Source organism: Bacillus sp. B2-WWTP-C-10-Post-4 (assembly GCF_009183805.1).
In the GTDB taxonomy this organism is placed as follows: domain Bacteria; phylum Bacillota; class Bacilli; order Bacillales; family Bacillaceae_G; genus Bacillus_A; species Bacillus_A cereus.
The window spans coordinates 1-12,450 of sequence record NZ_WEII01000058.1 but is presented as its reverse complement, the minus strand read 5'-3'; the positions used below and the strand labels follow the sequence as shown (position 1 = coordinate 12,450).

The window sequence follows — 12,450 nt, the reverse complement described above, 5'->3', positions numbered from 1 at the left end:
TTCAGACTAGATTATATAATAACAACACATTCTAGTTTCAAAAGAAATGGAGTGAAAGCATGTTTCCTATATTGAAAACAGACCGACTCATTTTAAGAGAACTTACCGAAGAAGATGCACCGCGTATACTACAATGCTTTTCTAATACTAATGTACTGCGCTATTATGGCCAAAAACCGTTACAAGATATTGATCAAGTGAAGCAAATCATTCATAATTTTAAGTTGAGTTACAATGCAAGAAGCGGTATAAAATGGGGAATCGAATTAAAAGACACGAAAGAACTCATTGGTACCATTGGTTTTCACGATTGGTCTTTTGAGCATAAACGGGCCAATATAAGTTATGCCTTTTTGCCTGAACACTGGGGAAAAGGATATGCGACTGAAGCTGTTTCTGAGGTTATATCATACGGTTTCCATACGATTCATTTAAAGCGGATTGGAGCAATTGTATTTCTTGAAAATGAAGCTTCCAATAAAGTACTATTAAAATTAGGCTTTGAAAAAGAAGGCGTTCTAAAAAATTATATGTATCAAGATGATGTCCCATATGATACGAATTTTTACGCTTTATTGAAATCGGTTTAATAGAATTCATGTGTAAAAAACCTTACTTTTAAAAAGTAAGGTTTTTTGTATTTATTCATTAGCAATATAAGCATTCTTATAAGTATAAATACCACCAAATTGATGCTTTTCAATTCCTTTTACATAATCCTTTTGTACATATGCTGAGCCAATATGATAAAGCGGCGCTACCGCAGCATCTTCTAATAATACCTGCTCGGCTTCTCGCAACGCTTCCCATCGGTTTTCCGTATCTAGTACAAAATCCGTTTTCGCTTTCTTTATTAATTCATCGTAATGAACATTAGAATAATTCATTTTATTATTCGGATTCCCTGTCGTAAATAACTCTAAATAACTAATTGGGTCTTTATAGTCAGGTCCCCAATTTGCCATAGTTATATCGTAATCACCTGTTTGTTCTAACTGTAATTTTTGCTTAAATGGCTGTTGTTTAATTTGTATCGCGATTCCTTGCAAATTCTTTTCTAAATCACCTTTTATATATTCTGCCATCCGTTTTGCATTATCTTGTTCAAACGTTAAAAACTCGAGGTTTACTTGCTCTACTTCAAGCTCTTTTTTCGCTTCTTTCCAAATCTTTTGCGCATTTTGCAAATCATATGAAGAAAGATCTCCGTTTTCTTTTCTAAAATCTTTACCGGTCACTTCATTTACATGACCAACTGGTACAAGCCCGCTTGCAGGTTTTGCTCCGTTATTAATAAAGTGAGCAACAAAATCATCTTTATTTAACGCTAATGAAATAGATTGACGCACTTTTTTATTTGCTAACGCGGTATTTTTTTCATTAAAACGAAGCATGGCAATTCCAGGATCACTCGACATATGTAATTCCTTATTCCCTCTATACTTGTCTACAATTTGCGAATTAATAGGTACTCGATCCAAATCTCCGGCTTCATATAAATTTACAGCTGTCATTGTATCCTTTACGATATGAAAGTTTATTTCGTCTAATTTCACTTTCTTTCGATCCCAATATGCAGCATTCTTCTTTAATTGAAACTCTTGTTCATGCTTCCATTTTTCTAATACAAATGGCCCGTTATATATGAGATTACTAGGTTCCAATGCATAATTGTTTCCTTGTTCTTTCAAAAATGATTCATGCTGTGGTAAGTATATAGGTAGTGCTAACAGCTGTAAAAAATACGGAACTGGCTGTTCCAGTTCAACTTCTAACGTATAATTATTTATTGCTTTAACCCCAAGTGCATCAAGAGGCATTGTTCCCTTATTAATCTCTTTCGCATTTTTCACATAAAAGAGCATGTATGCATATTGAGATGCCGTTTCAGGGTTAATTGCACGTTTCCATGCAAATATAAAATCATTTGCTGTTACATTATCTCCATTTGACCATTTTGCATCTTTACGCAAGTTAAATGTATATTTCTTACCATCTTCACTTCTTTTAAACGATTTTGCTACTGCTGGAGTAGGCTGATCTTGATCATTTAATACATATAACCCTTCAAATATGTTTTGCATAACGTGTGCTGATGTACCATCCATCGTTTTCGCAGTGTCCAGAGAAGGAATTTCTTCTGATACTGTTACATTTAACACTTGTTTTTTAACCTCTGTATCACTTTTATTCGCTTTATTATTACAAGCTGTTAATAATAAAGATGTAACAAGTGCCATTACCATTAAATGGCTCTTTTTTCGCTTCATGAGTTGTTCTCCTTAAGTATAAAATATTATAAAGCGTTATATATTATAGCAGAAATATGAACAGAAAGATGCGATATTCTTTTGAATATTTATTCGTTCAAGAAAAAAGCTATCCTTTTAAAAGGATAGCTTTTTCAACTGCCACATAATTAGTTATCTTTGCAAACCTCGTTTATAACGACTTGCTTCAAATATAATACGCTCTTCATCTAACGTTTTACATTCGCCATTCCAAACGACACGTTTTCCGTTAATAATTACATCGCTTATATCTTTTCCACTAGCAGCATATACAAGGTGTGATAACACTTCATCCGCTGGTTGTAAATGAGGCTTATTAGACGGATCAATTGTAATGAAATCAGCACATTTTCCAATCTCAAGTGATCCTGTTTGTTTCATCCCGATTACTTCAGCAGCTCCTTTTGTCGCAAGTGTAAGAGCTGTTTCAACTGGTAAAGCTGTTGCATCTTGGTGAATACCTTTTTGTAGTAAAGTCGCTATGCGCATTTCTTCAAACATATCTAAATTATTGTTAGATGCAACACTATCTGTTGCAATTCCTACTTTTATTCCTGCTTCTAGCATCGCTTTTACATTCGCTATACCAGAACCTAGTTTTAAATTACTATTCGGATTATGAGCTACTCGAACGTCATTTTCTGCTAAAAATGCACGCTCATCTTCATTTAATACTACACCGTGTGCAATAACTGTTGGGCGTTTAAACAATCCGCAGCTCGCTGCATATTCTACTGGACGTTTTCCATATTGTGCTTCAATATCACGTACTTCACGCTCTGTTTCAGAAAGATGGATATGAACCATCGTTTGATTCTCTACTGCAATCCGTGCGCACTCTTCTAACAATTCTGTACTACATGTATATGGACTATGTGGTGCAACCATCGTAGTTAACATGCCACTTTCGTTATAGTAACGCTTCACATATTTCTCAGCTTCTTCAATCGCTTTCTTTTCATCGTCTTTCGTTCCGAAGCTAAATAAAGTCCTTGAAACAGCAGCTCGCATCCCGCTCCTTGATACCGTTTCCATAATTGCGTCTTGATCTACTCCAATTGGATTAAACATGTCAGAGAATGATGTTGTACCACTTTTCACCATCTCAAGTAATCCTAATTCCGTACTAGCGACCGCAATTTGGGGAGTAAATTGACTTTCCAGTGGCCAAATTCTCGTCTCAAGCCACGGCTGTAATAACATATCATCGCCAATACCTCTTAGGAGACTCATTACAACGTGTGTATGTGTATTTACAAGCCCTGGTAAAACCCACTTTCCTTTCATATCAATTACTTCATCTACTTCAAAATCATTAGCGAATTCTCCGCTCTTTACATCTATAATTTGATCATTTTCTACAATGATATATCCATTTTCTATCACTTCGTTTTGTTCATTCATCGTTACAATTGTAGCGTTTACATAAGTTGTTTTCAAAAGTATTTCCCCTTTCAACTCTATGAAGTTCCCTTTAATAAGTTACCACCATTATAGTAACTTATTAAAGATTAAGAGTCAAAAGATAATTTGAATTCTTTCATTACTTTTTCCTTCAAAATGCTATATTGTTTTTCATTTGTATCTGCAAATGCTTCTTTCCGATTTGATTCCACATCCATATAATTCAATTTCCCATTGAATTGATTCTCTGTAAAATCAAATCTCTGCCCATCTATAAAGTTATAAAAGTGCCATACCTCTCTTACTTTTGTCTTTTTAATTTCTCCTCCATATATGTCTTGAACGACTAGAGCCGTTACACCACACTGTCCCTTTGCTGGGTTTTCAATTGTCCACTTTGAACTCGTTTCAATCGACCACGATTTTATTAGTGCTTCATATATTCTTTTTTCCTTTACATCATCCATTCTAATCTTCCCCTACTATTAATAGTTTTACACATCATATTTCAAAAGAGGCAGTACACGCCCCTTAAAGACAGTTGATGGTGTCTCTCCTATTAACTGTGCCCCCATTTTCAAGTAATATCCTTTTGCATTCGGATCACTATCAATCGTAAAACTTTTTAATCCTAGTTCATTGGCTTTTTCTATTACGTACTCCCAAAGTATTTTCCCGTAACCTTTTCCTTTGTAATCAGGATGAATGTACAAGAAATCGAGAGCTTTATCATTACGTAATAATGAGAAAAAACCAATCTTCGCATTATCGTTTTCTAAAACATATACAAAATTATTTTTTATGTATTCTTCTGTAATTGTTAAATCTTCCTTACAAGCAAGTATGAATTCTTCACTATAATCCCACGTTGCTTTTGATTGTAGTGCGAATTCACTTAATTCATTTGCTTCACTTAATAACGCTTCTCTTATCTTCATGATTCTTTCTCCTCACCTTCGATATGTAAACTACTAAATTGATTCGGAAAGCACTTCAAAAAACCTTTTTTTTCATAAATTAGAGGTTATTTTTATAAATCTTTATTATAACCAGTACAATTTTTTTAAAGAAAAAGAACACCATCCCTAAAAGTTGGTGTTCTCTTTTTCTAAAATTTAATCTTCAAACTCACTCATTCGTTTTACTATTTCGTACGATACAAACCTATACAGTTTCTACTACCGCTTCAAGCATTGTTCCATTTTTAGCATAATTCGTATGCCAAGAAAAAGCTTTTTCTAAAATATGAGGAGTTTGTCCACCTCTTGTTTTTGCTTCTTCGTAATAAGCACGTAGTTGATCACGATACATTGGATGTGCGCAATTCTCAATAATAAGTTCCACTCTTTCTCTTGGCGCAAGTCCCCTTAAGTCGGCATACCCCTGTTCAGTAACAATAACATCTACATCATGTTCAGTATGGTCTACATGAGAAACGAAAGGAACAATACTTGAAATGTTACCACCTTTCGCAATCGATTTAGTAACAAAGATAGCTAGGCGTGCATTTCTTGCAAAATCACCAGACCCACCAATTCCATTCATCATTTTTGTACCTAAAACGTGAGTAGAGTTAACATTTCCGTATATATCTAATTCTAATGCAGTATTAATTGAGATTAATCCAAGGCGACGAATGATTTCAGGATGATTGGAAATCTCTTGCGGACGCATCATTAATTTGTCACGATATTTTTCAAAGTTAGAAAATACTTGTTGCATTTTCTCTTCAGAAAGCGTGATAGAACAACAAGAAGCAAAATTGACTTTTCCAGCATCCATAAGATCAAAAACTGCATCTTGTAAAACTTCAGAATACACTTCTAAATCTTCAAATTCTGAATCTAACATTCCATGCAATACTGCGTTAGCAACTGAACCAATTCCTGATTGTAACGGCGCTAAACGATTTGTTAATCGCCCTATTTTAACTTCTTCTCGAAGGAATTCTATTAAATGCTGTGCCATAATGACCGTTTCTTCATCCGGAGGAACAATTGTCGATGGCGAATCCAATTGATTCGTAAACACAATTCCCTTTACTTTTTCAGGATCAATTGGAATACCGATTGTTCCAATTCGGTCATCTGTTTTCACAAGCGGAATTGGAAGCCTCTCCCCTTGTTTACCTGGTTCATATAGATCATGTAGTCCCTCTAATTGCGTGGATTGAGCCATATTCATTTCAATAATAATAGACTTAGCATTTAAGGAAAACGCTAAGGAATTTCCAATTGAAGTGGTTGGAATAATCATTCCGTCCTCTGTAATCGCAACCGCTTCCAAAATAGCGAAATCTATATCCAGAACGTCAGCGCGGAGTAACTCTGCTGTATGAGATAAGTGTTGATCCACAAATAAAAAGTCTCCGTTATTAATTCCTTTTCGCATCGTCGCGTCAGCTTGGAAAGGTAATCTTTTCCCTAAAATTCCTGCCTCAGCAAATAATTTGTCTACATCCGAGCCTAAAGAAGCCCCAGTATAAACATTTACTTTAAAAGATTCATCATTCTTAACTCGGTTTACAAGCGCAAATGGGACTGCTTTTACATCACCTGCACGTGTAAACCCACTTAAGCCTAAAGTCATTCCACTTTGAATCCAGGAAGCTGCTTCTTCAGGTGTAACTACCCGATCTTTTAGACGTTGATCTCTGATTCTATCTAAATTATTCTCCATATGTAATCCCTCTCTCATTGAATATTCATAATTATTTTACACATTTACACTATCAAAATAGGGATTTTAGTATAAAATAACGAAAATTCAGACAGAACAGCAAATTTAGGTTCTAAAGCAGAAAAATTTAGAATCCTAGAAGCTTACGGAAATAACTAGCGTATGATTGACTAACTGGTACTCTCTCACCATTATCCATCGAAAGTACAAAAGTAGAATGGGTATCAGGATAAATCGCTTTAATATGATTAACATTTACAATAAACGAACGGTGACATCTAATAAATGAATCTTTAGGAAGCAAGTATTCGAATTCTTGCAGAGAGTATTTATGTGTTCCTGATAACTCTTCTGAATTCACATACGTCTTTTTATCTTTAGCCTCTAAATACATAACCTTTGAAAAAGGAACTGGAATCCAGCCATCTGTTGTTTTTAAAGTAACGACTGACTTTCCATCCGTTAAAGCTGGATAAATTGCCGTTACGCACCCTTCAAGCTTTCCATTGTTTGAAAATGGTACAGCCATTCCATGATAAGGAATACCAAAAACATCCCGATTCATAAACTCAGATGTTTTTTGATTCATCACCATCGCTTTATGAGCAATCGTTCCTTCCTTTATAGGATCCCCAGCGCTAATCTTTAAATCAATTCGTTTACTTGGCCGATAGTAAATATATTCTTTCGTATTCGAAACAGCAATTGAAATTTCATCTGAAAATAATTCACCAACAACATCTAGTAATAAACCTAATGTTCTATCTTCCATTCTATTAACACCTCATTCACTATTATACTACTATTATGAACAGGCATCTGTTTCTTTATAAATAGTTTGATTTTAAATTATTTTTAAAATTATTTTTATTCACTATTACTTCGTTACTACAAAAAACCTCACTTCAGAAAAGTGAGGTTTCCTCTCATACAATATTTCTTTATTTTTTTAACGACTCTAGAATAAGATTTATTTTTTATTAAGTAAAGTAAATTTAAAAATTTATTGCCCGTATTTCTGTAAAATAAATAATCTCAAACTACAAACAGTTTGGGATTATCTTTCTCATTTATTATGCGCATCTAACCACGAAATTAAATCTTTAAATACTTCATCCTTATTTACTTCATGAAACATTTCATGTCTACCATTTTCATATAAACGTAGTGTCACGTCTTTCACACCACATTTTTTATAGTTTTCATATACTTCTTTTACACCTTTCCCCATATCGCCAACAGGATCACGATCACCAGAGAATATATGTATTGGAAGATTCTTTGGCGTCTTCTTGTATTCTTCTAGTTTATTTACTTCTAATACACCAGAAAATAATTCTCGGTAAAAACTCGTCGTACAAATGAAACCACATAACGGATCCGCAATATATTTATCAACTTGATTATTATCTGAAGATAACCAATCAAATTTTGTACGATTTGGCTTAAAGTTCGAATTGAAGTTTCCGAAAGATAAAAAGTTTAACATTGGACTTTTCGTTTTTGCCCCGCGCAACTTCATTTCGATTGTTGCTACTTTATGACCAATAGCTCCTAAAAGCCCTGGATTTCCACCTGTTCCTGAAATCAGAAATCCATCATATAATTCGCCTCTAAGTTGCACAGCACGTCTTGATAAAAAAGAACCCATACTATGGCCAAGTAAAAATAACGGGCATGTCTGCTCTTTTCTTACCGTTTCTGATACAAAAATAACATCAGACACAGCCTCATTCCAACCTACATTTGGTTTAAAATGACCATAATCTTCTTCTCTTTTCACTGTTTTCCCATGACCTTTATGATCATGTGCATAAACACCATACCCTGCTTCTAATAACGCAGCAATAAAGTCTGTATAAACACCTGCATGTTCTGTCATACCATGTGCAATTTGAATAATCCCTTTCGGTTTACCTTCTGGCAACCACTTGCGTAAATAAATTTCTGATCCATCCAATGCCGTAACGAAACTTTCCTGTACGTTCATTTCGTCAGCTCCCAACTCTATTATGTATCTTTAAAAATGAATATCTATTCATTTTTCTTACTATGTATTATATGCAATTGCCTTCATTATGACAAATGACTCACTTTTCCAATTAGCTCAATAACTATTATGTTGACGAACCGAAAATAAAATTATATAGTTACTTACATAAAGTAACTATATAATTTTTAGGAGGTTTCTACTATTATGATGCCATCATTATTTTTAGCACATGGTTCGCCTATGCTCGCTATTCAAGATACAGACTATACACGATTTTTAAAAACACTTGGAGAAACATATAAACCGAAAGCAATTGTTATTTTCACTGCTCACTGGGAAAGTGAAGTATTAACGATTTCCTCATCAGATAACGAGTATGAAACAATTTATGATTTTGGAGGTTTTCCCCCTGAGTTATACGAAATCAAATATCGTGCGAAAGGCTCTTCTAGCATTGCATCTATGTTAGAAACAAAATTTAAGAACAAAGGTATTTCAGTCCATCATAATATGACGAGAGGTTTAGATCATGGTTCATGGACACTCCTGCACCGCATATATCCAGAAGCAAATATTCCTGTCGTGCAAATATCAGTCAATCCATTCCTTTCTGCAAAAGAACAATTTAAAATTGGAGAAGCACTTAAAGGACTCGGACAAGAAGATATTTTAGTAATCGGGAGTGGTGTTACCGTCCATAACTTACGAGCTTTGAAATGGAATCAAACTACACCTGAAAAATGGGCAATTGAATTTGATGATTGGATTATTAAACATATGCAGCATAACGATAAAGATGCATTGTTTAATTGGGAGAAAAATGCTCCTCATGCACAATTAGCAGTACCAAGAGCAGAACATTTTGTTCCTTTATTTATCGCTATGGGAAGTGGTGAAAATAGCGGTGAAGTCATTCACCGTAGTTACGAGCTTGGTACATTAAGTTATCTTTGTCTTCGATTTTAAAGAAAAGGATGAAGCACATGCTGCTTCATCCTTTTTCTTTTTCATTCACTTAGTTAACTAACTTCCAAATGTCGTTTCTCTGATACCTCTTCGTTCTTATTATGAAAATAAACCCAGATACACGCAATAAATAATAGTGATGATGTAGAGAGGAAAACATATTGGAAGCCTGCATGTGCTGCAATTTGTCCCCCGAGCACTGGACCAATCATATTTCCTAAAAACTGAAATGATTGATTATATCCAAATATCCGTCCCGTAACATGGGTTGGTGTATGTTGTTTTAGTAGAGTTTGTACGGAAGGTAATAATCCTGCTTGTGCGATACCTAATAAAAATCGAAGAATTAATAGTTGCCAAGCTGAGGTTACAAATGCTTGCGGGATAAAAATAATTCCTGCAGCAAATAACGCTACAACTAACGTTTTTTGAGGACCGATATGATCTGATAATCTTCCTAGTCTTGGTGCTGCCAAAATAACGGCTAATCCTGTTGCTGACATAACTGCTCCCGCAATTGTTTCAATATGTGCAGTATGAGGACCTACTAAATTTTTCACGTACAATGTAACAATTGGTTGAACTGACATATTAGCAAGTTGAATAATAAATGTTGTTACAAATAAACTAATAATTAAATGCTTCGCTGGGACCATCGTCCATACTTTTTTCGGCTGTGTTTTTTTTGCTTGAGCAGAGTGATTTTCTTCATGCAAGAAGAAAAAAACGATGAGAAAGGAAAGGAATAAAAAAGCTCCTGTAACAAGAAAGACATGACGCATTCCAATTAACTCAGACAAATATCCACCAAGTAATGGACCAAGTAAAGAACCGCTCACGCCACCAGTTGAAATTGTAGAAATTGCCCATCCTGAATGTTCTTTCGGAGTTTCTGCTGCAATAAATGTCATTGCGGTTGAAAGGAAACCAGATACTGCTCCCATTAAAAATCTTAGTGCGACTAATTGATATACATCCGTTACAAACCCCATAAGCGTCATAATAATCGCCATACCGAGGCTAGCACGAATAAGCATCAGTTTCCGTCCATGTATATCACCAAGCTTTCCCCATATTGGCGATACGATCGCACCCATTAAAAATGTTACACCAAATGCAAGTCCCGACCACTGTGCAATACTTGAAGTGCCAGTTACTCCTAATTCCTCAATATAAAAAGATAAGAAAGGAATTACTAAACTCATACCGGCTGCAGTGGTAAAACAACCTAGCCAACAAATCATTAAATTTCGTTTCCAGCTGGCCATTTTCACACCTTCTTTCTTTAGATACCCATTCTACACCCTTTCTTGTAAAAAGTTTAGTAATTTGCTTTTTATGCAAGATTTACTACAAAACCCGCTATTTTCTAGTAAAAACCACTACATCTCTACATCATTTTCATAATAAAACCAACTCCTCTATATGAAGTTGGTTACTTATTATCTATCGGTATTAAACGAGCATTACAATTTCTCTCGTAAAACTCAATGGGACCTGCTTGTCCAATAATCGCATATTCATATCCATCTTGCTTCATATTATATAAACAATGATACAATAATTCTTTTCCTACACCTTTCACACGATTTTGTTTCGCTATGCCCATTGGACCAAACAATCCTTTCTTTCCTCTCACTACATCGTAACAGGCGAAACCAACTATTACTTCCTCCTGCTGTGCAATATAGATAGGTAACTTTTCATTATATGTCCGAAATCCGTAATCAACCGACTGTAACCACCGTTCACAAAATTCAGCCGCCACAAATCGTGATAACTTATCAAAATCAGAAGGACTAGCTCTTCTTACATGACAAAATAATGTGTTATAAGTAGGTTTAAAACTATTTAAATCAACCGCTAAGTCTCTCGGTGCAGCTGTAATACGTAATATATCTTCTTGCATTTGTGTATGTATAAATTCGCCAATATCTGTATCTACACGAAATAACGCATACATAATATGTCCTTCATTGATTACTACTTGCTGAAAGCGTTCCATACGTTTCTTCGCTATTTGTAAAATTTCTATCGCCTTATAAGATAGTTTATATTGCCCTATTTTTTTATACTCTTGATTATGTAAATCGAATCGTTTTCGTAACGAAAGTTTTTCTGAAAAATCTGGACCGACTTTATGAAACAAATACATATATAACTCAGCGCAAACTCCTGTACCTTCTTTACACATACCTATAAACAGATGGACCGGGTGAATTATGTTATACTCACTCTCTTCTGCTGCAATCTCCAATATTTTATGCACACGTTTTGTAAATTGAAATTCCTCCATATGTGTTTCCACCCTCTACTAATTTACTAACAAACCGTAACCATAAATAATTGAAACAATTACACCCACTACTAATATACCTGGAAGTAAATTTGCCACTTTAATTTTAATAAATCCGAGTAAGTTTAATCCGATAGCAGATATCATAATGCCGCCCGTAGCCGTCATCTCCACTATAAATTGGTTCATTAATTCTTTTGGGACAAAACTATTAATTTGTGTTGCAAAAACTGCAATACCACCTTCATATAAAACAACTGGAATCGCCGAAAATACTACGCCAATTCCTAGAGTTGTCGTTAATATAATAGAAATAAATCCATCGATAATTGCCTTGGTAAATAAAATATTATGATTTCCGCGAATCCCACTGTCAAGTGCACCAAGTATCCCCATCGCACCAATTGCAAAAATTAAAGTAGCTGTTACAAAACCTTCTGATATGCTTCCTTTCCCCTTCGATCCAACTTTATTTTCTAGCCAATCCCCTAAATGTTTTAACTTTTCTTCTAATTGTAACCATTCTCCAATTACCGTACCAATCACTAAACTCAGTATGACAACAAGAAAGTTTTCACTTTTTAATGCCATTTGAAGCCCAAGCACAGTAACCGCTAAACCGATTGCGTGCATTATCGTCCCTTTCATACTTTCTGGAATCCTACTAAATAATTTACCAAGTAAAGTACCAAATATAATACAAATCCCATTTACAACTGCTCCTAATATAACCATTTCTCATTCTTCACCCTTCGAATTCTTTATTTCTATATTTTGGTTTATACATTGATTTACAGGTTATCTATATGTTAACTTAATAT

General features: G+C 34.6%; 12 protein-coding genes. 2 read left to right on the top strand and 10 right to left on the bottom strand.

The window, feature by feature from the left end; genetic code table 11:
* Nucleotides 1–59 precede the first annotated feature (59 nt).
* Nucleotides 60–590: a GNAT family N-acetyltransferase gene (locus tag GBN78_RS19940; RefSeq protein WP_152127645.1), complete on the top strand. Its 531-nt coding sequence runs from the start codon at nucleotides 60–62 to the stop codon at nucleotides 588–590.
* A gap of 51 nt (nucleotides 591–641) precedes the next feature.
* On the opposite strand, the gene GBN78_RS19935 is transcribed toward GBN78_RS19940, so the two are convergent.
* From GBN78_RS19935 to GBN78_RS19905, 7 genes are all read right to left on the bottom strand, one after another.
* Nucleotides 642–2,270 (bottom strand): peptide ABC transporter substrate-binding protein, encoded by a 1,629-nt coding sequence (locus tag GBN78_RS19935; RefSeq protein WP_000823519.1) that lies wholly within the window; start codon nucleotides 2,268–2,270, stop codon nucleotides 642–644.
* Nucleotides 2,271–2,423: 153 nt separating this feature from the next.
* Nucleotides 2,424–3,749 carry a bifunctional S-methyl-5'-thioadenosine deaminase/S-adenosylhomocysteine deaminase gene (locus tag GBN78_RS19930; protein ID WP_002004854.1) on the bottom strand — a complete coding sequence of 442 codons (1,326 nt, stop codon included), beginning with the start codon at nucleotides 3,747–3,749 and terminating at the stop codon, nucleotides 2,424–2,426.
* Between the two features lie 53 nt (nucleotides 3,750–3,802).
* Nucleotides 3,803–4,162: a YunG family protein gene (locus GBN78_RS19925; RefSeq protein ID WP_152127644.1), complete on the bottom strand. Its 360-nt coding sequence runs from the start codon at nucleotides 4,160–4,162 to the stop codon at nucleotides 3,803–3,805.
* Nucleotides 4,163–4,189: 27 nt separating this feature from the next.
* Entirely contained in the window at nucleotides 4,190–4,633 is a 444-nt protein-coding gene (locus tag GBN78_RS19920; RefSeq protein WP_152127643.1) for a GNAT family N-acetyltransferase, read from the bottom strand.
* A gap of 226 nt (nucleotides 4,634–4,859) precedes the next feature.
* Nucleotides 4,860–6,374 (bottom strand): acetyl-CoA hydrolase/transferase family protein, encoded by a 1,515-nt coding sequence (locus GBN78_RS19915; RefSeq protein ID WP_000429821.1) that lies wholly within the window; start codon nucleotides 6,372–6,374, stop codon nucleotides 4,860–4,862.
* Nucleotides 6,375–6,501: 127 nt separating this feature from the next.
* Entirely contained in the window at nucleotides 6,502–7,146 is a 645-nt protein-coding gene (locus tag GBN78_RS19910) for a LytTR family DNA-binding domain-containing protein (RefSeq protein WP_000390207.1), read from the bottom strand.
* 294 nt (nucleotides 7,147–7,440) lie between these two features.
* Entirely contained in the window at nucleotides 7,441–8,364 is a 924-nt protein-coding gene (locus GBN78_RS19905) for an alpha/beta hydrolase (RefSeq protein ID WP_001102598.1), read from the bottom strand.
* 207 nt (nucleotides 8,365–8,571) lie between these two features.
* Here GBN78_RS19905 and GBN78_RS19900 point away from each other — a divergent pair, with 207 nt between their 5' ends.
* Nucleotides 8,572–9,333 carry a DODA-type extradiol aromatic ring-opening family dioxygenase gene (locus GBN78_RS19900; RefSeq protein ID WP_025966212.1) on the top strand — a complete coding sequence of 254 codons (762 nt, stop codon included), beginning with the start codon at nucleotides 8,572–8,574 and terminating at the stop codon, nucleotides 9,331–9,333.
* Nucleotides 9,334–9,386: 53 nt separating this feature from the next.
* On the opposite strand, the gene GBN78_RS19895 is transcribed toward GBN78_RS19900, so the two are convergent.
* The 3 genes from GBN78_RS19895 to GBN78_RS19885 form a co-directional block, all read right to left on the bottom strand.
* The gene (locus GBN78_RS19895) at nucleotides 9,387–10,601 is read right to left on the bottom strand and encodes a multidrug efflux MFS transporter (RefSeq protein ID WP_000179303.1); all 1,215 of its coding nucleotides are present in this window, start codon (nucleotides 10,599–10,601) and stop codon (nucleotides 9,387–9,389) included.
* A gap of 167 nt (nucleotides 10,602–10,768) precedes the next feature.
* On the bottom strand, nucleotides 10,769–11,629 hold the full coding sequence (locus GBN78_RS19890) for a GNAT family N-acetyltransferase (protein ID WP_000390847.1): 861 nt from the start codon (nucleotides 11,627–11,629) through the stop codon (nucleotides 10,769–10,771).
* Between the two features lie 18 nt (nucleotides 11,630–11,647).
* Entirely contained in the window at nucleotides 11,648–12,364 is a 717-nt protein-coding gene (locus tag GBN78_RS19885) for a DUF554 domain-containing protein (protein WP_000236035.1), read from the bottom strand.
* Between the last annotated feature and the right edge of the window lie 86 nt (nucleotides 12,365–12,450).